Source organism: Vibrio sinus, from assembly GCF_023634645.1.
GTDB lineage: Bacteria > Pseudomonadota > Gammaproteobacteria > Enterobacterales > Vibrionaceae > Vibrio > Vibrio sinus.
The window spans coordinates 107,108-129,146 of sequence record NZ_JAMKMR010000009.1; the positions used below are offsets into that span (position 1 = coordinate 107,108).

Below are 22,039 nucleotides of genomic sequence, written 5' to 3' on the forward strand. Positions count from 1 at the left end.
AACTTATAGAATATACAAATAAAACCTACGGGTTGTAAGGTCTCAGCTCATTAAAACTAGTTGAATATTAATCTTTCAATTAATTTTGAACTTATTCCTATAAGCTTTCATATTGCTATAATAAATAAATTTAAATGTAATACTTGTAACTTAGGAAAATTTCGGTAGAATGGCTCGCGATGAAATCTATCCTCTCTTCATCATCAAAAAGACTTACGACAAGTCAAACATAGCTTTATTAGTCAGGTAAAACTGTGGGAATACTTATTAAATAAGTATTTTTGGAGCTGGACTCGATAATCTGACCTTACAACCAACCTACTATCTATAGGCTTTTACAAGCTTTAATCACTATTTGCCGCTTTTAGATTCTAGACAGTTGTACTTCATTACTTATCTTTTGTTCGTATACAAACCACATGTCGTTTTGCATCTTTTGGTTTGTAAACAGACATATTTTATGGGGATCCATCATGTCACAACATCAATACAGCGAACGGTCTATTCGCTTTTTGATCTTATTGATTTTTCTAGCTGCTGCTATGGAAACGGATATCTATTTGCCTGCATTTCCAGATATGATGCATGCTTATGCAACCAATGAGCTTATGATTCAGCGAGTGCTCAGCTTCAATTTCCTTGGTGTTTGCTTAGCCGCTTTAATACATGGTCCTGCCTCTGATTCCTTTGGCCGAAAACGTGTTCTAAATATTGGTTACGCTTTATTTATCATTGCAAGCTTTGGCTGTGTTTTTTCACAAACGATAGAGACACTTATCTTTTGGCGTTTTATTCAAGGCTTTGGTAGTGCAGCATGTATGATTATTGGTTCTGCGGTTGTTTTTGATTTATACAAAGCAGAGAAAGCGGCGAAATTAGTAGGCGATCTAAATAGCTTAGTCGTGAGCTTAATTGCGTTTGCTCCTATGATAGGTGGCTGGATAAACTATCAATTTGGCTATCATTATAATTTTCTGTTTATTGCAGGCTTAGCCTTAATAACCGGTGGAATCTGTTTTACAAAACTGCCCGAATCTTTGCCTGTAGAAAAACGAAAAGTATTTTCGGTCAACGAAATAGGCAAAAACTACTTACTCGTACTTAAAAATGGAGAGTTTTGGGCCAATACCATCGTGACTTCGATGATTTTCGCAGGCTACATGGTGTTTGTATCCAATATGTCGGTCATTTTTGTTAACAAGCTTGGGGTGAGCAAGGAAACGTTCCCATTCTATCAATTCAGTCTGCTTGTCGCGTTTGTTATTGCCAGTGTGAATAGTGGTCGATTGATCACTTGGTTTGGGCTCAACAAAATGAAGAACATCGGCTACGTCATTTTGATCGTTTCTTCATTAATCATGTGGACAATGCCAACAGCTTGGCAGCAAAACCCATTGCTCGTGACCTTAGCTATGGTGATCTACTCATTTGGCGCGGGAATCTGTATTGGTATTTTCTTTACTCGCTCAATGGAAGCATGCCCTGGGCAAACTGGTGTTAGCGCATCTTTAGTCACCGCCATTCGATTGGCGCTAGTGGCCATTATTATTGATATCAGCAGTGATATGTACGACGGCACGATGACAACGGTTGTCCGCGTTGTCGCCTACTGCACGATTGCTAGCGTGATTGCCTACTCTCTAAATGGCATCGCTCAAGCGAAGAAGAAAACTCAAGTCTTAACTTAACAGTGAATTCAACGCATCCTAGCCCCGATTATATTCTCAATATAGTCGGGGCTATTTGTTTAGTTTTTTATTGAGCACATGATCATCTGAGTCAGGTTTTTAAGTGTTCCAGGGGCAGGTTTAGTGTGCGACAAAGTACGTAACCCATAGATACTCATTACCAAATACTGGGCAAGTTCAGCACAGTTTTTCGTTGACGAGATTTCTTGATTCTTTTGAGCGACCGTTAATTTTGCCTCAAAGGCATCTTGCCACTCTTTTAACATACTACTGATTACCGCTTCGACTTCTTCATCTTGTTGCGATAGCTCACTCAGAGCTTTTTGTAATAAGCAATCTTTGATATTTTCACTTTCGCACTCTTCAACAACATGATCAAGACAAGCTTCAATACCACTCAACACAGACGTTGACTCTAAAAATAGTTCATGAAATTGCTCGCTTCTCTCACTTCTGTACTGCTCCAAAGCAGCCAGCAGAAGACCTCTTTTATTGTCGAACGCACAATAAATTGAGCCTGGATGCAACCCAGTTGCTTTCTTTAAATCCTGCATACTCGTTTGGCTGTATCCTTTAGCAATAAATGCTTCCATTGCAGATCGCAGTACGTGTTCGCGATCAAATTCAGCATTTCGCATAGCGTGTAACTCCTTAGCATCTCTATGGCGAGTGTAATTAATTTTGAACAAACATTCAAAATTAATACTTGAATGATCGTTCAAATTGATTTATTTTCTTGAACGGTCATTCAAATAACATTCGGAGAACGTCATGGATAACCTGTTTGAACCCGTCACTCTCAACGACACTATCACGCTAAAAAATAGAATTGTCATGGCACCACTGACACGGTGTATGGCCGATGAAAACTTAGTTCCAACCCAACAAATGGCAGATTATTACGCACGCAGAGCTGAGACAGGCCTTATCATTTCTGAGGCCGTTATTATCCGCCCTGACGGCCAAGGTTATCCGAACACTCCAGGCCTGTTTACTGCCAAACAAGTCGAGGGTTGGAAAGCCGTAACCCAAGCGGTTCATCGTAATGGCGGTAAAATTTTTGCCCAGCTATGGCACACTGGTCGCGTTGCGCACCCTCATTTTTTTGGCGGTGAAACCGTTGCCCCTTCTGCTATCGCCTTTGAAGGTTCTGTGCCAAGGATGCGCGAGCTCACCTACGTTGTACCCAAAGCACTTAATAAACAAGAAATTGAACAACTTGTCCTTGATTATGCTCAAGCGGCGTCTAATGCAATAGAAGCGGGCTTTGATGGGGTTGAAATTCATGGTGCAAACGGTTATTTGATTGACCAATTTCTTCACTATAACAGTAATATACGTACGGATGAATATGGATCGACTCCTGAAAATATGACTCGCTTTCCACTTCAAGTTATTGATGCAATTATAGAAAAAATAGGTGGACATCGAACTGCACTACGCCTTTCTCCGGGGGCTTATGTTCACATCGACACTGATCCAAGAGATAGGGCCGTATTTGATCTTTTCTTGTCAGAGCTTGATAAACGAGATATCGCGTATATTCACGGTGGGATTTTTGATGACAGCATGGAGTTCGATTACTTAGGTGGCACGATTTCCAACTATTTGCGTTCACACTCAAGTAAAATTTTAATTGGTGTGGGTAGCTACGACGCTGAATCGGGCAGTAAAGCAATAGAAAAAAATCAATTTGATTTGCTTGCCATAGGTCGTCCACTGATTGCAAACCCAGACTATGTAGAAAAAGTAAAACTAGGCAAGCAAATGGTGGAATACTCTGAAGAGATGCTGGCCGAGCTAGTGTAGTAGAGCTGAAACAGCCGCAGTTCGCTGCGGCTGATTTCATCACTTAGGTATATTTAAAGTCTCTAAAATTGGTTATCGTTTGGATAACGCCAGTGAAATCGTGATTTTTGTTAAACGAGTGCGTAACAGCAATCACGTCATTGCCACTTGCTATTCCAGCCTGTACTCCGGCACAGGAATCTTCAAAAATTAGTGACTGCCCTGGTGTCGTACCAAGCTTTTTAATGACAAGGTGATAAGCTTCAGGTGCAGGTTTATGCTCTATGACGTCTTCCTTAGAAACGATAGTATCAAACAACTTTTCAATACCAAGTTGACTGGTAATGGAATCTATCATCCACCTTGCAGCAGAGCTCACCAGCGCACATGGATTGCCATTGGATTGTAATTCACGAAGTAATTCGATTGCACCCGAGTTTAGGGTGAGCTCAGATGACAACAATTGCTGATAGTGCTTACGAAACTCTTGATTAAATTCATCAATATTTGGAGAAATGTTCGCATTTTTAAAGAAATGGGAGGTTACCTGCATCCAATCCAGCCCCATCACATCTTTATAAATTTTATAATCTATCCGCGCGCCAAACGTCTCACATGCAAGCGCCAAGGCTTTTCCTTTAAGCGGCTCTGAATTAACCAAAGTACCGTCCATATCAAACAAATAGGCGTCGTATGATTTCACAAATTTCTCCAGAAACTACATATCTATCCAGTAGCGAGCGACCTGCACATCACCATCAAGCGATTTTACAATGTTTTCTAGCCGACCGCCGTTGGCTTCTATTACTTTTCTTGACCCGACGTTATCATCATCTGCCGTCACCATAATACTGTCGATACCTAAAGATTGTGCCTTATACAACCCAAGCCTAAGCATTTGGCTACCAAAGCCTTTTCGTCTAGAACTCGGCTTAATGTCGTAGCCAATGTGGCCACCTTCATTTTGTAACCATTTAGAATTCAAATTATGACGTACCCTAAGTGCACCATGAATTTCTTTCCTGCCGTCAATTAACCAAAAGTGGCTACATGGCACATAACCAGGGAGCAAGTTCTTTCCCTTTGATTCATTGATAAGTTGCCCCACATACCCGGTGAAGTCTTCATTACCAGCAGAATAGAAATCAGCATTTGAAGGATCATTATGGACAAAATCAAAATAGAACTGCTGAAAAGCCGAATGAAAGTCAGTAGATGGGGAAATAAGCGATAACTTGCTGATATCAATATGCATATCGGACGGAAATCCCTCCTTCATTGGTTCGGCTGGTTTGTGCATCACGATAAGTGTAAAAGCCCCCTATTGCTACATGTTCGTCGATATAGTAATCGCCGCGCAGTATAAAGATATCTTCATCAATGGGGCTGCTTCTGCTTAACTCACCGCCAAGGGTCACTTCTAAGTTTTCCATTGCTTTATAGGTAAACATCAGATCCACCCCATAGATGGAGTTGGTATCACTAGAAAGTGTGGCATTGGTTCGGTCATCCGTTACCGAAGACCAGAGTATTCCGTAGCGGACTCTGGACGAAACATCCAGTTTATCTGTGATGCTGTATTTATAACCAACCCCCGGGCGCAACGAATAATATTCATTGGTCAAGTTTTCCGGATGGACAAACCGAGCGGCATAGTCCGTGACCAGCAGCCAACTGTTCTTATACAACATACTGCCACCCACTCCGACTGCGGTAACATTGCTATTTCCGCCAATGTCTTCATTCAGGGAGCCAGAGCTTGCATCGGCATACAAATAGTTATAGTTAATCGATGAAGTTGATGCGTTCTCTTCAGCGTAAACGGATGAAGAAAAAGACATCCACATAGCGACTACCGCGCTTCCAATTTTGAGCAGCTTCTCCATTGCATACCTCTAACATTAAATAAAGGGTCCCTTTATTTGTAGAGTATCAAATGCAATGGAAAACACTACAACATTCGCTGGATATGTTGACCAAAGTACTATGAAAATTAAGTAATTATACCCACGTCCTAGTGAACGTTGATCAAAAACTCGTCTTGTATATCATTTTCAAGCACACAGATCTCAGCACCACTGGACTGCGTTATAGATTGAATTTGAGCGGAGTTGAGTGGATACGGCATGATGAGCTTAAAAACAGCGATGTTTTCCGATTTTGCTATCGAGCAAAGTGCAATCAAGTTCGACTCATCACTATACCCAGTAGACAACGCATTTAACGCAGCTTTCCAGAGCCTTTCTTGAGGTGAAATATCCACCACGTCCTTGTTTCCCATGCCCACATTGCGAAAGTTGGAAACACTCACATTGACTGCTTCTAAAAAAGTCCATTCTTTGTCACACGAGGCCCCAAGGAATGAAGCATAGTCAAACTCCACACAATTGAGTTCATTTTGAGCCATTTAGCCTCCCGACAAATAGAAAATATCAAAAGTCACTATTGTCTAACAGAAGGCATATATCAATAGGTTATAAAAAAAGGTTATTTTATAATGGTTAATGCGTGTCGTCTCGGTATATAAAAGCCCATGTTTTAACAAGATGTAAACATTCCCCTTTACCTTTTCATTGAAAAGGTAACAAATTGACAATTAGACTCAATCTTGGCATCGACGTGGATTACCGAATATCAAGTATACGGCTGGCTTTTTTAAACTGAACTCTCCAGCCCTGCCATCTGGGTAGTTCCCAACGTTTTGGTGGAGTTTTTCGTAAACCATCACGATATACAACGTATACCAGCTTTTTACCTGTCCTGTATTCTACATCAAGGTTGATATCACCTAACGACAAACTAAAAGGATACAATTGGGCAAACTGTGTGTATTCCCAATACGGAATGCCATCAAATTGAAAGTCGTCCACAGAAAATAATTGCAAATCATCAATCGACTCTAATCCTAACGAAGACAGTTGTTCAACAAACCAACTTTCAAAGGTTATATTGCCGTGATCTTTAACGTCACTTAGTCCAAGTTCAACGTACAACTTCCAATACGCAATCTGAGTGGAGATTTCCTTAGCCAATCCAGGCAACAGCTCTTCCGATACGACAGCATCAAGCATCGGCTTTAACGCGTAACTGCCCTTCGCTTCCACTTGTCTAGACGCGATAACTCGACCAGCGTACACCAATTCTAATTGGCTATAGCTCACATGATCTTGAACAACACTTTCTCCTTGTCGCCATTCTCCCAACCCTAACTTTTCTAACAGGGTTAACTCAACGGGCATAATGACGGTTGCAATGCTTAACGTCTGCTTGACTCCCCTGCCGGGTAAACTATGAAAATCCAGCACTAAAACAGCCTCAGTATCGGACAATACCCTAGAGTGGCGACCGAGGTTAATCTCACCCATTCCGTTGGCCAGTGACTCTCTGCGCTTTTCCCGCCTTACATAAACCAATTCAGGGTGAAGACACGCGATTTCTTCGATCAAAGATGCTCTATCAAACGCAGACGCGACCTCTAACTCTGGAAGTTCGAATAACTCTCGCATTTGCTTGGCTAAGCCCTTAGCTTCTCTTAATACCTCTTTGTCAACTTCTACCCCTGCAATGGATTGGCCTCTCACTAATTTGATCAATAACGCAGCGTCACAACCTAACGGCTCACTTAACTTAAGCGCTTCAACGGAGTCCACATCACCAGACAAACGATACAATGATGCAGGAACAGATATCGCAGCGGTTAGATCAATCATGGCCTCTTTAAGTGAGCGCTTCTTAATTCGAGTAACAAGATCAGCATAGAGAGAGTCAATAGGAAGTTGAGCCAGCGTCTTTCCATGATTGGTTATCTGGCCGTGTTCATCTATGGCCTCCATAAGGGCCAGCTTCTCTTGTGCAATTAACAGTGATTTCTCTGGTATAAGATCTAGCCAATCCAGCTTCGCTAAAATATAGCCACACGCTGCTGCGTTGAGCATGGGTTCCGTTAAATCTTCTCGTTGCAATTGAGGTGGCGTCATCGCCTCTAGTGCTGCGTACTGCCCATAAAGACGAATACATACACCATCCGCCACACGGCCTGCTCGGCCAGCTCTCTGCTTAGCACTGGCCTTAGATATATGGGTTAACACTAAAGTCGTGCGACCATTTCGTTGTATCGTGCGTCGCTCTAAACCACTGTCAATAACTGCGGTGATGTTTGGAATGGTTAAAGAGGTTTCCGCAACATTGGTTGCGAGCACAACTTTCTTTTGGCTCTGTTGATTCAGCGCAATTTGCTTGTGTTTTTCGCTTACCGAAGCATGAAGAGGAACCACAATCGTGTCTTGCAAACCTTTCAACACCGAAAGACATTGCGTAATCTCCTTTCTTCCGGGTAAAAAGACCAATAGATCTCCGTCAGTTTGTACGGATTCGATGGCAGATTTTACGTTTTGCTCCAATCGGAAACTGGAAGGCAATTGATGAGTTTCATTGCAACGGTATTGAATATCGACAAAGAAATTGCGCCCTTGACTAGCGAGGCGCTTAGCTCCGACATAATTCTGCAGCTTCTCGCTTTCCATTGTCGCGGATGTGACGATGACACGATGTTGATCATGGCGCTTCAACATCGCCATTAAGAGATCTGTATCCCAGCGACGTTCATGGAATTCATCAATCATTATCACGTCAAAGTCTTGCAATTGATTCTCTGAAAACCAGCGTAACGCCACTCCAGGGGTCACGAACACTATATTGCTCTGGTCATTGAATCGGTTTTCTAGCTTAATGGCATAGCCCACATCCTTTCCCAATTGCTGCTGCAGGCTAGCAGCAATAAATTCTGCAAGCGAAGTGCACGCGATTCTACGCGGCTCAATCACCAATACCCGACCATATTGTGAAGCCCAAACTGGAAGCCGCGTCGATTTCCCGGATCCCGTTTCCGCTTCAACAACGAGATGATCAGATTTTATAGCGGTTTTAAAGCACGTTTCGAGCGAGTCAATAGGTAGAGAAAGCATGAGACAATTTGAAATGAATATAATTTGAATCCTAGTATACGCGTATATACTATGTAGTGACGAACGCTTATTCAGCTTAATGTCGGTATACGGTTATAAAGCTTGAATAACTATTTACATCAAACTAAGTAATCCCTATTATTTGCGAGATTCCTTCCACCCCTACAATAGGCTAGAGATGAACAACGATAAACGCCCTCTATATTTACCTTTTGCTGGCCCAGCTCTCCTCAGCTCCCCGCTATTAAACAAAGGCAGCGGCTTCACTGCTTCAGAGCGTATGGAGTTTAACCTTGAAGGTTTACTCCCAGAAACGACCGAAACGATCGAAGAGCAAGCTGAACGCGCTTACCTGCAATATCAAAATTTTGAAAATGATATGGATAAGCACGTTTATCTACGCAACATCCAAGATACAAACGAAACTCTGTTTTATCGGCTGGTTCAAAACCATATTTCTGAAATGATGCCGATTATCTATACGCCAACTGTTGGTGCTGCCTGTGAGAATTTCTCAAATATTTACCGTCGTGGGCGTGGGCTTTTCATCTCTTACTCAAACCGGGACCGTATAGACGATCTGATCAACAACTCTACGAACCAACAAGTAAAAGTGATCGTAGTGACTGATGGTGAGCGAATCCTTGGCCTTGGTGACCAAGGAATTGGCGGTATGGGCATTCCTATTGGTAAGTTGGCACTTTACACTGCCTGTGGTGGTATCAGTCCAGCTTATACCCTGCCAGTCGTGCTTGATGTAGGAACAAACAACCCGCAAAGACTCGCCGACCCTATGTACATGGGTTCGAGACACGCTCGTATTACTGGGGAAGAATACAACGATTTTGTCGAAGAGTTTATTCAGGCGGTACTCAGACGCTGGCCTGACGTACTTATCCAGTTTGAAGACTTCGCACAGAAAAACGCCATGCCTCTGCTAGAGCGCTATAAAGACAGAGTATGCTGCTTTAACGACGATATCCAAGGCACAGCGGCGGTCACTGTAGGCTCACTACTTGCAGCTTGTAAGGCCGCGGGTAGCCAATTATCTGAGCAACGCATTGCGTTCTTAGGCGCTGGCTCTGCTGGTTGCGGCATCGCCGAAGCCATCATCGCACAAATGGTTGCAGAAGGAATCTCAGACGAACAAGCACGTTCACAAGTTTACATGGTCGATCGTTGGGGCTTGCTCCAAGAAGGCATGCCAAACCTTCTGGAATTCCAGCAAAAGCTTGTGCAAAAACACTCTGATACAAAGGATTGGCAAAGCGACGGCAATGGGTATTCGTTACAAGACGTCATGACAAACGCCAAGCCAACGATCTTGATTGGTGTATCCGGTGCGCCTGGGCTATTTAGCAAAGAGATCATTCAGGAAATGCACAAGCATTGCCCTCGCCCGATCATCTTCCCTCTTTCAAACCCGACGAGCCGAGTAGAAGCGACGCCGCATGACATCATTCGTTGGACCAATGGCGAAGCATTAGTAGCGACAGGTAGCCCGTTTGATCCTGTATCACATGAAGGTAAAACCTACCCAATTGCACAGTGTAACAACAGCTATATTTTCCCAGGAATCGGGCTCGGCGTTCTAGCCGTCAATGCAAAGCGAGTCACCGATGAAATGTTAATGGAATCGAGCCGAGCTTTGGCAGAATGTTCTCCATTAGCCATCGACGGACACGGTTCTCTGCTGCCGCCACTCGAATCTATCCACTCAGTATCGAAGAAAATTGCGTTTGCCGTTGCCAAAAAAGCCATCGAACAAGGTGTTGCTTTGGAAATTACTGACGAAGCTTTAGAGTCCGCGATTGAGCGTCATTTCTGGCAACCCGTTTATCGTCGCTATAAGCGAACAGCGTTCTAAGGCTCATTGAACTCTGTCATTCATTTGGGCCAGTATTGATTGGCCCAATTTACTCGCTTAGTTATTAAAATGTAACTCATTCCATATGTTCGATTTATTAGCCCCTATGGGGAAAGCCCTTAGCCCGTATCTATTTGAAATTTCAACCGCACTTATCGCTTGCATTCTTGTCTTACTCGGTAACGAAATTAACGGATTTTTCCGCAAAGCAATGCGCAGCCAACATTTCATATTTAGAACATTAGTCTTTGTATTGATTAACGCTTTTGGTTACGGTTTAATCATTGTGAAAGCCACACCATATTTAGCCCATACCTTCAGACAAATGCAGGCCGGTGTCATGTTTAGTGTGATTATGCTGTGCTTTATCGCTGTTGGAGTCTGGGCGCAAAGGAATCGTCAAATCTAGTGAGACGCTTGATAGGTAAATTGACAGTCAAAGACACACCTTTAAAAAAGTGTGCCGAATTACTAGGCTACCTTGTTCTGGCAGCCATGATTGGCCTTCTCGCCATTTTTACCTTAGACCGATGGGTTTCTTTCCAAGCGCAAAACTCCATCATGACCAAAGATAGCCAAGTGCCACACTATAACGTGGCTGTGGTGCTTGGAACGAGCAAATATTTAGGGCGCACATTAAATGACTATTACACACATCGAATTTCAGCCGCTATTCGTTTATATAAAGAAGGAAAAGTAAGCAACTTTCTTCTCAGCGGTGATAATGCTCATCGTTCATACAACGAACCGTGGACAATGAAGCGTGATTTATTGAAAGCGGGTGTGCCAGATAGTCATATTTTTCTAGACTACGCAGGGTTTCGTACCCTAGATTCCATCGTCCGCGCCAAAAAGATCTTTGAAACCGACCATTTTTTGATTATCTCGCAAAAATTCCACTGTGAACGCGCCATTTATATCGCTAAACACTTTAACATCAATGCTCAATGTTTAGCCGTGCCTGGCCCATCTAAAAGTGAAGATTTATCTATTCAAATTAGAGAGTTCTTCGCGCGCGCCAAGGCATTCTTAGACTTATATATCACTCACACTCAACCCAAGTTTCTTGGCCCAAAAGAGCCAATAATCCATTCTGAAAGCCAAGAAGCACACCCCAGCATCAAGCCCAGTGCAAACTAAAAAGCGCTTCCAATAATATATACTGCGCTTATCACTAATTAAAATAATTACAGAGTAATGTCATGTTAAAAATCGCATCCGGTACACTTAAAAAAATGCGTTCAACCCTAGACGAATGCGTTCAATATCAGCTTCCTGTCGGTGAAGAGCTTGTCAGCTTGAATCAATATATCGGCAAACCTATTTCTTTGCTGCACACGGGTAATATCTATTGTTGCTCATGTGGAAAAAAGACCAAAAAAAGCTATTCTCAAGGTCACTGTTTCGTCTGTATGAAAAAGCTCGCCAGCTGCGACATGTGCATCATGAAACCAGAAACTTGTCATTATGATCAAGGCACATGCCGAGAGCCGCAATGGGGCGAAGAGAATTGTATGGTTGATCACTTTGTCTATCTATCTAATACCTCAAACCTAAAAGTGGGTATTACAAGGCATACGCAAATTCCCACACGCTGGATTGATCAAGGCGCCACGCAAGGCCTGCCTATTTTCAAAGTGAAAACACGTCAAATTTCAGGTTTGATAGAAGTAGAAATAGCCAAGCACATTGCCGATAAAACCAACTGGCGAGCGCTACTCAAAGGAGACGGCGACCCACTGCCGCTCGAAAAGGAAGCTGCTCGACTGCTGCCATTAGTGGAAGATAAAGTACAAGCAATCAAACAGCAATTTGGTGATGACTCTATCGTCCACCTCACGGACCACATTACCCAAATCTCTTACCCAGTTGAGCAGCATCCAAGTAAAATCACCTCACATAATTTTGATAAGAACCCTCTCGTCGCAGGTACACTTCAAGGCATTAAAGGGCAATATCTAATCTTGGATACTGGCGTTATCAACATTCGAAAATTTACCTCTTATGAAGTGGAAGTGAGTGTATAGCGAATATTAACTATTGCTATGGCTTCTAACCATTGAGATGAGTTGGGCAGCGCCCCTCTCATCTCGACGCATGGCGGTTCTAGGTTGGCCCCCTAACGACACAGTGAAGCTTTATCAACTCTCCCTTTGGGGCGAATTTAGTGGCACCCAAAGCTATAATCTTGATGATAGATAAGGGAAATTATCGGCAATTTATAGAATCCTAACAAATAGAAGACTTGCTATGGTTAGCTCCATTCAGTTCTTTGCTAGTGCTCTGTATTATATATTCAATGGCGGCATATACTGAGTTATGGTAGCTCTTTTCATATACCATACCTAGCTCTTCTGTTCCTAATATTGCCTTCATAATCCTAATTTTCTTTTTTTTGTTCTCCTCAGGTAGGCTTTTTGCCTCTCTTATCATATCAAGACTCATGCTATCGATATCTTCAAAACGATACTCTCTGTGCGATGAAAGTGGCAGCGCGAAAAGTAAATCTAAGCTTTTAGGGATATGTACGCTCATTTCAGATTTTGCTGACATTTTAGGCCTTGATTTGTTTCTTACTAAGGTTAGTACTTTGAGGGCACATTGAAAAAGGTTAACTAATTTGCTTATTTTAATGTCATATTTTTGTTGCCGTATTAACTGCAAAAAGTCTATCAGTGAGATCAAGGTTTCGTTTTTCTTGCTTGACAAGCTAGCACTACGTCTGGAGAAAATAGAACTCTGTTTTTTATTAGCCGAAGGGGCTAACCGGGAAAGAAACTTTATTAGGTCATCGATATATTCCATTTTAAGATTAATGTCAGTTATTGCAGGCAGAGCTGACATCATCTTTACTGGATAACGCCTTTGCTTGAACTTAGGAAGTCCCTCTGGATGTGATGCTATTGGGCTCAGCTCAGGGCTGGTAGATGGTGGTGGAGGTGGTAGCCCACGACTCTTTGAACTATTTGTTACAGCAGGCCCATATCCAACAGAAGAACCTATACTTCCCTTCTTATTGGGTGAGAAAAAGCCATCTAGGCTACTCTCTCCTGACAAGTCGCTATACTCAATAATTATCCACTCACGAATAAACGCACACATGTTTTGCTTACTTTGAAAGTTGACTTGACCATAATTTGGGTCAAAAAATCGGAATTTATAGCTATCGATGGCAAAAGCATGGCCTTGTAGGCTTTTGCTTATCATTGCACCTTTATTGGTAAGTCCCAAAACATAGTACCCAGGCTTGCGCGATAACAGTTGCAAAACCTTAACTAAATCGAGCCTCCCCTTAAGCTCATGGGATACTTCATGTTGCAAACCGAAGCATGACAAGTACTCTCGCATAATATTGTTCGACGTTTTTTTATGCTGCTCAGATTTCAGGAACATCACTTCTTCTCTAGCATCGTCCGTTTTCATTTCTGGTCCAAATCGCTTGATTGGATCAAACGTTCGGCATGAAATCCATTTTAAAGCCAAAGGCATACAGATACCGCCCTTACCAAATACTTGGCCACTGACCAAAAAATTATCTTGCTTCCAGCTTATGGCTTTACCAGCAAATTGCAGGGCTACTTCTTTAAACTTTGACATAAAACTACCTTTCAATATGGATCTGACTCGCTTAGAAGTACGGAATATAGCGGCATTCACTCTCAGCACATCGGAATAAGTTAAAACCCCTTAAGAATAAATAGGTTAGAGTTCATTTTACAAAACCCCATTCGCTAATTACTCCAAGCTAGAGACGCTTAACATCACCAATTTCTCTTTAACTAACCCACGAATTTCCCTACAATCAAAACCAGAAAATGTGCCGTTACGAATTGGAGATCGCATGAGCGACGTAAAACATTGTCAATTACTTATCCTAGGTTCAGGGCCTGCTGGTTATACGGCGGCTGTATATGCAGCTCGCGCAAATTTGAACCCTGTGCTCGTCACTGGGATTCAACAAGGTGGCCAATTAACTACTACAACTGATGTCGAAAACTGGCCTGGTGACGCGGAAGGGCTTACGGGCCCGGCTCTGATGGAACGTATGAAAGAGCACGCCGAGCGCTTTGAAACTGAAATCGTGTTTGATCATATTAATGAAGTGGACTTGTCCCAGCGACCCTTTACGCTAAAAGGTGACAGTCAAGAGTACACTTGTGATGCTTTGATTATCTCGACCGGCGCCTCAGCTAAATACTTAGGACTGGAATCAGAGCAAGCGTTTCAAGGTCGCGGCGTCTCCGCCTGCGCCACTTGCGATGGTTTTTTCTACCGCAACCAAAAAGTAGCGGTAGTGGGTGGAGGCAATACCGCGGTGGAAGAAGCGTTGTATTTATCTAATATCGCCTCTGAAGTTCACCTTATCCACCGCAGAGACGGGTTCAGGGCAGAAAAAATCCTAATGAAACGTCTAATGGAAAAAGTGGAAAGCGGAAGTATCGTGTTGCACACTGACCGAACGCTTGATGAAGTATTAGGCGATGACGTCGGCGTCTCTGGGGTTAGAATTAAAGACACGCAATCGGATAACACCGAAACTCTAGATGTCATGGGCGTCTTTATTGCTATCGGTCATCAACCTAATACTGATATCTTCAAAGGCCAAGTCGAGATGAAAGATGGCTACATCATTGTTCAGTCTGGTCTTGCTGGTAACGCCACACAAACTAGCGTGAAAGGTGTATTCGCAGCAGGTGATGTGATGGATCATACCTACCGCCAAGCCATTACCTCTGCTGGGACAGGTTGTATGGCTGCACTCGATGCAGAGCGCTTTTTAGACAGCCTCTAAAATCAATAATTGTTAGGGCGCGTAGACCTTTTGAGGTCAACACGTCCTAACAATTGGTAAATTGATTTTTCATTTTTGTCTACAATCGAGCTGGCTCAATGGTATTACCATTGGGCTAACTTTTGTATAATGCCCAGCCTGTCACATGTCATAACTACCATTAAGCCATCGAAATGGATAAAACTAAAAGACGTAGCTTGAATGCCTGGCTCAAGCAACAAAGTAAGTTAGCAAAACGCTGGCTTATGATTGCTGTTGGACTCGGTGTCGTATCAAGTATATTTTTACTCGCGCAAGCTGCTCTACTTGCGACGATCCTCGATCACCTCATCATCAAGCATGTCGATAAGTCTGATCTGATCCCCTATTTTATAGGCCTAGCCGCCACTATCGCACTTCGGGCGATCTGCGCATGGGGTAAAGAAATAGCAGGTTATCGCTGTGGAGAACAAATTCGTGTCTATATTAGGCAACAAATACTAGAAAAGTTACGTGAACTCGGTCCCGCCTATATTAAAGGTAAACCGGCTGGTTCTTGGGCGACCTTGTTACTCGAGCAAGTCGAAGACATGCAAGACTTCTTTGCTCGCTATCTGCCACAAATGTCCTTGTCAGTGATGATTCCATTTATCATCCTGGTGGTCGTGTTCCCAGTGAACTGGGCTGCTGGCATCATCTTCTTGATTACTGCCCCACTCGTTCCATTATTCATGGCGCTTGTCGGCATGAAAGCGGCAGAAGCAAACCGCAAGAACTTCAAAGCGTTGCAGCGCTTATCAGGCCATTTCTACGACCGCCTACAAGCCATGACTACTATACGCTTGTTTGATCGTGCTGGCGCGGAAACTGAAGTCATGAAAGGGGCATCAGAAGTATTTCGTACTCGCACCATGGATGTGTTGCGAATCGCTTTCCTGTCCTCTGCTGTATTGGAATTTTTCACCTCTTTGTCCATTGCGATTACCGCGGTTTACTTCGGCTTTAGTTATATAGGCGAATTGAATTTTGGTCACTATGGCGTAGCAATCTCGCTTCTATCTGGGTTGTTTGTATTAATCTTGGCACCAGAGTTTTACCAACCGCTTCGTGATTTGGGTACCTTCTATCATGCCAAACAACAAGCTATCGGTGCGGCTGAAAGTATTGTGGAGTTCCTTGAAACTGATGTCAGTGAAGTCCAATCTGGTACTCATGACCTGTCTAATGAAACCGGTATTCGCATTGAAGCCAATGATCTGAGCGTTTACAGCCCAGATGGTACACATTTGGTTGGTCCTATCTCGTTTAGTATCGATAACAATAAGACGTCGGCACTGGTTGGCCCAAGTGGAGCGGGTAAAACAAGTTTGATCAACGCAATTTTAGGCTTTATGCCCTATAAAGGCAGCTTAAAAATGAATGGTATTGAACTACGTGATATCGACCATGCCAGCTGGCGTAAGCAAATTAGCTGGGTGGGACAAAACCCTCTCTTGTTACACGGTTCTATCAAAGACAACATTACATTAGGCAAACAAGGCATTGAAGATAGCGCAATATCTCAAGCTCTTGAAGATTCATTCGCGGAAGAGTTCGTCGAGCAACACGGTTTGGACTATTCCATCTCTGACCGTTCTGGTGGCCTATCGGTCGGACAGGCACAGCGCTTAGCGTTAGCTCGCGCAATGATTCAAAACGGCCACTTCTGGCTATTGGATGAACCCACCGCCAGCTTAGACGCAAGAAGTGAACGCTTAGTCGTCGAGGGCCTCAATAATCAAATTAAAGGCAAGACGACCTTAATGGTGACTCACCAACTTGCACCATTAAAAGACGTTGAACAAATTTTGGTTTTGCAAGACGGCAAGCTGGTTCAATCTGGCGATTATGCTGCTCTATCTAACCAAGATGGTCTGTTTAGCGACATGCTGAAATCTAACCTTCAACAAGCTCAAGCCAACAAGGGGAATTTAGATGCGTGATTTGCTCCCTTATTTAAAACTGTATAAGAAGCATTGGTTTGGCTTGTCTCTTGGGATGATTCTTGCCTTTGTAACCCTAATTTGTTCAATTGGATTACTTACTCTATCGGGTTGGTTTTTATCCGCGGCTGCCATTGCCGGATTGTCTATAGCAAGAAAAACGTTCAACTATATGTTGCCTGCGGGCTTTGTTCGTGGCTTTGCTATTGGTCGTACTGCTGGCCGTTGGGGAGAGCGTGTGGTTAGCCACAATGCCACCTTTAAGCTTCTTACCGATCTACGTATCTTCTTTTTTCAAAAGCTAACACCATTAATTCCTGGACGAGTATCTAACCTACGTGATGGAGATCTGCTCAACCGTTTGGTCGCTGATATCGATGCGATGGATCATGTCTATTTGCGACTTATCAGTCCTATCGTAGTCGGCATTATCGGTATTATCTCCCTAACCTTCTTCCTATGTTACTTTGACCAGCGTCTAGGTTTGATACTGGGCGCAATACTGTTAGTGCTACTGCTCATTTGGCCAGTTCTATTTTACAAACTCGGTAAACGTAATGGTGAAACGTTAACGACCAACAAAGCGAAGTTACGTATTGCGACTCTAGACTGGTTAGAAGGTTACAGCGAGCTCACTATTTTCGGTGCAGAGAGCCGCTATAGAGAAGCGATATTTAACGCCCAAACCAAGCTGCTTACCAATCAATATATCAATGCCCACCTAGCAGGTTTGGCACAGGCGCTATTGATGCTGGCGAATGGTTGGACATTAGTACTGATGATTTGGCTCTCAGCCGATGGTGTCGCTGGCCAACCTCCTGGCCCAATGATTGCGCTGATGGCATTTGCCACCATGGCCAGTTTTGAAATGCTGATGCCTATCGCTGGCGCGTTCCAATACTTGGGCCAAACGTTGACCTCAGCACGTCGATTGAATGACGTGATTCTCGCTGAACCAGATGTCGTCTTCGCAAAAGAGAAGAACGAGCTAAACAACACCTTCTCTATTGATTTTTCAAACGTAGATTTCAGCTACCCAGATAGCGAAAACAAAGTTCTGCGTAATGTCGATCTCACGATTGGTGCAAAACAAAAAGTGGCCATTCTTGGCCAAACAGGTTCAGGAAAATCAACCCTGTTGCAATTGCTCTCTCGCTACTGGGACCCACAATCTGGCAGTGTTTCTATAGCTGGTAAACCGCTGACAGCTTGGAACGAAAGCCAACTACGCCAGAGCGTTAGTGTTGTCAGTCAACGTGTTGATGTTCTCAATGGAACATTACGAGACAACCTATTGATGGCAGATCCAGAAGCTTCTGATGAACGAATTGCCAAAACACTGACCGAAGTGGGTTTGGAAAAGCTGCTAGAAGACAAGGGCCTAGATGCCTGGCTGGGAGATGGTGGACGTCAGCTCTCTGGTGGTGAGAAACGTCGTATTGGCATTGCACGCGCCATTTTACATAACGCACCGATTCTACTCTTAGATGAGCCAACTGAAGGGCTAGATAAGAGTACCGAAAAACAAATCATGGGTTTGCTTGAATCACATTATCAAGATAAAACCGTGGTATTCATTACACACCGGCTTGTAAACCTAGCCAATATGGATGCGATATGTTTAATTGAGCAAGGTGAAGTTGTTGAACACGGCTCCCATGATCAGTTAATTGCGCGCGGCGGTCGCTACCATCAGCTCACGCAATCTATTTAATACTGTTTAAGGCCGACTTTGTCGGCCTTTTTTATATGCGCCCTTTCTACATGGGTATTTAGCTTGGAGAAATGTATGTATATCGCTATGAATCGATTCAAAATTCGTCCTGGTCATGAAGAGGATTTCCTCGAAGTATGGAGAAATCGCGACTCTTATTTAGATACAGTTCCAGGGTTCAAAGAGTTTAATATGCTTAGAGGGCCAAGCAATGAAGAGTATTCACTTTTTGTGTCTCACTCGATCTGGGGAAGCAAAGAAGATTTTGAAAATTGGACTCGCTCAGAAGCCTTTAGAAAAGCCCACGCTGGCGCACGTAGTAGCAAAGATATGTACTTAACGTCACCAAATTTTGAAGGTTTCGAAGCCTGTCTGTAGCCTGAGATACAACCATTGTCCATGCACTTCTACACCAAGAAGTGCATTGTGTTTAACGTACACAATTTCGGCCATCAGATTTCGCTATGTAAAGCTGCCTGTCCGCTATAGATATCACTTCTGTTATTGATTGATTGTCACTGGAATAGACAGAAACACCAATAGACATGCTGACGGATACGGGATTTTTAAGGCCAATATTAACGTCCACACTTTCGATACTTTTACGAATTTTTTCGGCAACCAGTACCGATCTTTCTAGATCGCTATCTGGTAGAGCAATGCAAAACTCTTCCCCTCCATATCGACAAACAATATCACCACCTCGGGTCATTTCTAACATCACTTCTGATACCGCCTGCAACACTGTGTCTCCAGCGTCATGACCGTATTCATCGTTAAAGTTTTTAAAATGGTCAATATCGCCCATCAGTATACCAATCTTGGTCTGGTTCCTTTTCGCCCTCGCGACAAGTTGCTCAAGAGATTCATATAAATAACGTCGGTTGTAGAGGCCAGTCAATACGTCGCTAATGGCTTGCTGTTTCAAATGATATCTTAGGTTTATATTCGCTAAAGCAAGACCAATACGTTTGGCTATTGATTCTACCAGCAGAAGTTCATTTTCATTGAAGTTCTTGCTCACACAATGCATTACACCGATTGCCTCCCCAAGCGCAACGAGGGGGACGCAAACTGTCGAGGCCTCGGCAGATTCCGATTGAATGGTCGAGAAGTGATCGCAATAAAGCTGTGTGCCATTGTGGTTAGAGCGATGCGCATGGCCTTTTCGTAGTGCCCAGCACTGATCGGGCAAAAAACTTGTTTTTTCTTGCCATTTTCGTCCCCAAAAGATCTTGGTTTCTAAACGATTTCTCGATGACTTGTAAACTGACACGGCACCAGTAGCATTAGGCAACAGCTGGGGAACAATTTGCTTCACTACATTAGAGGCCTCAGATATCTCTGAACACGATCCTAAAATTGAGTCTAATTCGTATAGGAGTTCGATGTCCCTAACACCCGAATCAATTTTCTCGCGTAGCTTGGTTCTGTCTTCTTCCACTGACATTGCGATCCAACGTGAACTGAAAAAGCTCAACACAACAAGAGCAAGCGTACTCATTGCTAAAACGACGATCAGTGCCTGCCTTAACTGCATGAGCTCATGTTTCACCGTGTCTTCAGGTAGAGAAGCCCTTGCAAAGTAACCGACGCTTTCATTGCCATGCATGAACTGTTGATATACCGCAACGTAAGTGAACTCTTTTTCTATCGTGTCACTATAACGAGTAGCAAAACCAACTCCGGATTGTTTGGCTTCTAAAATTTCGGGGCGATAAGCATGATTATCCACCTGCGCAATAGAATCATAAGGAACTTGAGAGTCACCCGTCACCACACCGGCGGCATCGATAAAAGTAATCCGAGCATCCGATGCGCTACTAAGCCTTTTTGCTACCGGATCAATATTTTTTATTGTTAAGGGGGCTGTAATCTCACTTAACGTCACCATCGCAGACTTAGCTAGCCAACCTAACTCCGTTTTTACCCTTGAATTGAGCTCTTTATCTAGTTGACGGTCAACGATAAACAGGTTCAGTGCACTGATGATAAAGACAACCACTAAAGGCAAGTAAATAATGCGATGTTTTAAAGTCAAAATACTACTGTTAGTTTTATTAATAGCTATATAAACCGTAGCACAATATCACTGGTTAACGATTTGAAAAGCCTAACCTTTCAAAGACAATATTAAAAATGTCATTAATAACAAACAAATATATACTCGAGTGACTTCAAGACGCAGGAATCAGAGTGATGTGGGTGGTCCAATTTATAGAAAGATTAAAAAAGGCCATGAATCTTAAGTAAGATACATGGCCTTCTCAATATCCTGAAGTAAAGAATTTAACGACTTCGCCCTGGTTTACGCTTCGACTGATTTCCACCTCTACCTTTAGGTGTGCTCACTCTCTCTTCATGACGCTTCACCGCTCGGCGAATTTTCTGGCTACGAGAACGCTCTCTTTTTCTTGACGTATTGTCTTTAGATTGTTCGATTAGCGTATTTTTCTCAGGCTTGAGCTCAACTAGCTCACGTAAGTAGTTGACCTCTTTAAGTGTCAACTCCATCCAACCACCTCGTGGCAGCTTTTTATCTAGATAGATATCACCGTAACGAACTCGCTTAAGACGGCTGACTGTCGTGTCTTGAGATTCCCATAGGCGACGAACCTCACGGTTACGCCCTTCATTTATCGCAACATAAAAAGTATGGTTCATCCCTTCACCGCCAGCGTAAACCACGTCTTCGAAGCGAGCCATACCATCTTCTAGCTCAACACCTTTAACTAGATTTTTTACCTTTTGCTCAGTGACTTCACCAAACACTCGAACAAGGTATTCCCGCTCTACTTGGCGACTTGGGTGCATGAGTCGATTCGCCAGTTCACCGTCTGTGGTAAACAAAAGTAATCCTGAGGTATTGGCATCAAGACGACCAACAGAAATCCAGCGAGAGCCACGAATTTTAGGTAAACGGTCAAAAACTGTACGTCGACCTTCTGGATCATGACGAGTACATAACTCACCTTCAGGCTTGTAATACGCCAACACTCGACAAATGACATCTTCGGAAGTTTTGGTGGAAACGTGGTGCCCATCAATTCTTACATTTGCATTTTCATCTTCAAGGCGCTCACCCAGTTTGGCAACAACGCCGTTTACACTGACTCGGCCTGCTTTAATTAACGCTTCTAACTCCCGACGAGAGCCATATCCGGCACGCGCTAACACTTTCTGTAACTTTTCGCTCATTGGCTTACCTAATAGTTGTCGTCTTCACAGACGTCGAATAGAACTGCGCAAAAAAACGCAGTCGCGC

General features: G+C 43.3%; 19 protein-coding genes. 10 read left to right on the forward strand and 9 right to left on the reverse strand.

Going from position 1 to position 22,039, the window contains the following annotated elements:
* The first annotated feature begins 473 nt into the window (after positions 1–473).
* Positions 474–1,688, forward strand: a complete 1,215-nt coding sequence (locus tag M9194_RS11255) for a multidrug effflux MFS transporter (RefSeq protein ID WP_250612739.1) — start codon at positions 474–476, stop codon at positions 1,686–1,688.
* A gap of 59 nt (positions 1,689–1,747) precedes the next feature.
* Here M9194_RS11255 and M9194_RS11260 read toward each other — a convergent pair whose 3' ends face one another.
* Positions 1,748–2,326, reverse strand: a complete 579-nt coding sequence (locus M9194_RS11260; protein ID WP_250612740.1) for a TetR/AcrR family transcriptional regulator — start codon at positions 2,324–2,326, stop codon at positions 1,748–1,750.
* A gap of 133 nt (positions 2,327–2,459) precedes the next feature.
* Here M9194_RS11260 and M9194_RS11265 point away from each other — a divergent pair, with 133 nt between their 5' ends.
* On the forward strand, positions 2,460–3,497 hold the full coding sequence (locus M9194_RS11265) for an alkene reductase (protein ID WP_250612741.1): 1,038 nt from the start codon (positions 2,460–2,462) through the stop codon (positions 3,495–3,497).
* 43 nt (positions 3,498–3,540) lie between these two features.
* Here the strand turns inward: M9194_RS11265 and M9194_RS11270 are convergent, their stop codons facing one another.
* From M9194_RS11270 to M9194_RS11290, 5 genes are all read right to left on the reverse strand, one after another.
* Complete coding sequence (locus tag M9194_RS11270; protein WP_250612742.1) at positions 3,541–4,179, reverse strand: HAD family hydrolase; 639 nt, start codon at positions 4,177–4,179, stop codon at positions 3,541–3,543.
* Between the two features lie 15 nt (positions 4,180–4,194).
* The gene (locus tag M9194_RS11275; protein ID WP_250612743.1) at positions 4,195–4,731 is read right to left on the reverse strand and encodes a GNAT family N-acetyltransferase; all 537 of its coding nucleotides are present in this window, start codon (positions 4,729–4,731) and stop codon (positions 4,195–4,197) included.
* Entirely contained in the window at positions 4,721–5,362 is a 642-nt protein-coding gene (locus M9194_RS11280) for a transporter (protein WP_250612744.1), read from the reverse strand. Before M9194_RS11280 ends, M9194_RS11275 begins: the two co-directional genes overlap by 11 nt.
* Positions 5,363–5,490: 128 nt before the next feature.
* Complete coding sequence (locus M9194_RS11285; protein ID WP_250612745.1) at positions 5,491–5,883, reverse strand: transporter; 393 nt, start codon at positions 5,881–5,883, stop codon at positions 5,491–5,493.
* Between the two features lie 217 nt (positions 5,884–6,100).
* A complete protein-coding gene (locus tag M9194_RS11290) occupies positions 6,101–8,440 on the reverse strand; it encodes a DEAD/DEAH box helicase (RefSeq protein WP_250612746.1) in 2,340 nt (779 codons plus the stop codon).
* 178 nt (positions 8,441–8,618) lie between these two features.
* Between M9194_RS11290 and M9194_RS11295 the strand changes: the two genes are divergently transcribed.
* The 4 genes from M9194_RS11295 to M9194_RS11310 all read left to right on the forward strand — a co-directional run bounded on the left by M9194_RS11295 (position 8,619) and on the right by M9194_RS11310 (position 12,334).
* Positions 8,619–10,307 carry an NAD-dependent malic enzyme gene (locus M9194_RS11295; protein ID WP_250612747.1) on the forward strand — a complete coding sequence of 563 codons (1,689 nt, stop codon included), beginning with the start codon at positions 8,619–8,621 and terminating at the stop codon, positions 10,305–10,307.
* An 85-nt stretch (positions 10,308–10,392) separates the two neighbouring features.
* Positions 10,393–10,716 (forward strand): DUF3392 domain-containing protein, encoded by a 324-nt coding sequence (locus M9194_RS11300; RefSeq protein ID WP_250612748.1) that lies wholly within the window; start codon positions 10,393–10,395, stop codon positions 10,714–10,716.
* The gene (locus tag M9194_RS11305) at positions 10,689–11,447 is read left to right on the forward strand and encodes a SanA/YdcF family protein (RefSeq protein ID WP_431769405.1); all 759 of its coding nucleotides are present in this window, start codon (positions 10,689–10,691) and stop codon (positions 11,445–11,447) included. The genes M9194_RS11300 and M9194_RS11305 overlap by 28 nt, the downstream gene beginning before the upstream one ends.
* A 62-nt stretch (positions 11,448–11,509) precedes the next feature.
* Complete coding sequence (locus tag M9194_RS11310; protein WP_250612749.1) at positions 11,510–12,334, forward strand: DUF2797 domain-containing protein; 825 nt, start codon at positions 11,510–11,512, stop codon at positions 12,332–12,334.
* Between the two features lie 202 nt (positions 12,335–12,536).
* On the opposite strand, the gene M9194_RS11315 is transcribed toward M9194_RS11310, so the two are convergent.
* Complete coding sequence (locus tag M9194_RS11315) at positions 12,537–13,904, reverse strand: YopT-type cysteine protease domain-containing protein (RefSeq protein WP_250612750.1); 1,368 nt, start codon at positions 13,902–13,904, stop codon at positions 12,537–12,539.
* A 244-nt stretch (positions 13,905–14,148) separates the two neighbouring features.
* On the opposite strand from M9194_RS11315, the gene trxB reads away from it, so the two are divergent.
* The 4 genes from trxB (at position 14,149) to hmuQ (ending at position 19,152) form a co-directional block, all read left to right on the forward strand.
* Positions 14,149–15,099 (forward strand): thioredoxin-disulfide reductase, encoded by a 951-nt coding sequence (gene trxB, locus M9194_RS11320; protein WP_250612751.1) that lies wholly within the window; start codon positions 14,149–14,151, stop codon positions 15,097–15,099.
* 173 nt (positions 15,100–15,272) lie between these two features.
* On the forward strand, positions 15,273–17,060 hold the full coding sequence (gene cydD, locus M9194_RS11325; RefSeq protein WP_250612752.1) for a heme ABC transporter permease/ATP-binding protein CydD: 1,788 nt from the start codon (positions 15,273–15,275) through the stop codon (positions 17,058–17,060).
* Entirely contained in the window at positions 17,053–18,774 is a 1,722-nt protein-coding gene (gene cydC / locus M9194_RS11330; protein WP_250612753.1) for a heme ABC transporter ATP-binding protein/permease CydC, read from the forward strand. The genes cydD and cydC overlap by 8 nt, the downstream gene beginning before the upstream one ends.
* Positions 18,775–18,849: 75 nt before the next feature.
* Entirely contained in the window at positions 18,850–19,152 is a 303-nt protein-coding gene (gene hmuQ / locus M9194_RS11335; protein ID WP_250612754.1) for a heme-degrading protein HmuQ, read from the forward strand.
* Between the two features lie 52 nt (positions 19,153–19,204).
* Here the strand turns inward: hmuQ and M9194_RS11340 are convergent, their stop codons facing one another.
* Both M9194_RS11340 and rluB read right to left on the reverse strand, forming a co-directional pair.
* Positions 19,205–20,815 (reverse strand): sensor domain-containing diguanylate cyclase, encoded by a 1,611-nt coding sequence (locus tag M9194_RS11340; RefSeq protein WP_250612755.1) that lies wholly within the window; start codon positions 20,813–20,815, stop codon positions 19,205–19,207.
* A 248-nt stretch (positions 20,816–21,063) separates the two neighbouring features.
* Positions 21,064–21,972 (reverse strand): 23S rRNA pseudouridine(2605) synthase RluB, encoded by a 909-nt coding sequence (gene rluB / locus M9194_RS11345; protein ID WP_250612756.1) that lies wholly within the window; start codon positions 21,970–21,972, stop codon positions 21,064–21,066.
* Positions 21,973–22,039: the final 67 nt, after the last annotated feature.

What these genes read in the sequence shown, in the direction of transcription:
- M9194_RS11255 (WP_250612739.1), top strand. Translation starts at nt 474, where the DNA reads ATGTCACAACATCAATACAGCGAACGGTCTATTCGCTTTTTGATCTTA.
- M9194_RS11260 (WP_250612740.1), bottom strand. Translation starts at nt 2,326, where the DNA reads ATGCGAAATGCTGAATTTGATCGCGAACACGTACTGCGATCTGCAATG.
- M9194_RS11265 (WP_250612741.1), top strand. Translation starts at nt 2,460, where the DNA reads ATGGATAACCTGTTTGAACCCGTCACTCTCAACGACACTATCACGCTA.
- M9194_RS11275 (WP_250612743.1), bottom strand. Translation starts at nt 4,731, where the DNA reads ATGCATATTGATATCAGCAAGTTATCGCTTATTTCCCCATCTACTGAC.
- M9194_RS11280 (WP_250612744.1), bottom strand. Translation starts at nt 5,362, where the DNA reads ATGGAGAAGCTGCTCAAAATTGGAAGCGCGGTAGTCGCTATGTGGATG.
- M9194_RS11285 (WP_250612745.1), bottom strand. Translation starts at nt 5,883, where the DNA reads ATGGCTCAAAATGAACTCAATTGTGTGGAGTTTGACTATGCTTCATTC.
- M9194_RS11290 (WP_250612746.1), bottom strand. Translation starts at nt 8,440, where the DNA reads ATGCTTTCTCTACCTATTGACTCGCTCGAAACGTGCTTTAAAACCGCT.
- M9194_RS11295 (WP_250612747.1), top strand. Translation starts at nt 8,619, where the DNA reads ATGAACAACGATAAACGCCCTCTATATTTACCTTTTGCTGGCCCAGCT.
- M9194_RS11300 (WP_250612748.1), top strand. Translation starts at nt 10,393, where the DNA reads ATGTTCGATTTATTAGCCCCTATGGGGAAAGCCCTTAGCCCGTATCTA.
- M9194_RS11310 (WP_250612749.1), top strand. Translation starts at nt 11,510, where the DNA reads ATGTTAAAAATCGCATCCGGTACACTTAAAAAAATGCGTTCAACCCTA.
- M9194_RS11315 (WP_250612750.1), bottom strand. Translation starts at nt 13,904, where the DNA reads ATGTCAAAGTTTAAAGAAGTAGCCCTGCAATTTGCTGGTAAAGCCATA.
- trxB (WP_250612751.1), top strand. Translation starts at nt 14,149, where the DNA reads ATGAGCGACGTAAAACATTGTCAATTACTTATCCTAGGTTCAGGGCCT.
- cydD (WP_250612752.1), top strand. Translation starts at nt 15,273, where the DNA reads ATGGATAAAACTAAAAGACGTAGCTTGAATGCCTGGCTCAAGCAACAA.
- cydC (WP_250612753.1), top strand. Translation starts at nt 17,053, where the DNA reads ATGCGTGATTTGCTCCCTTATTTAAAACTGTATAAGAAGCATTGGTTT.
- hmuQ (WP_250612754.1), top strand. Translation starts at nt 18,850, where the DNA reads ATGTATATCGCTATGAATCGATTCAAAATTCGTCCTGGTCATGAAGAG.
- rluB (WP_250612756.1), bottom strand. Translation starts at nt 21,972, where the DNA reads ATGAGCGAAAAGTTACAGAAAGTGTTAGCGCGTGCCGGATATGGCTCT.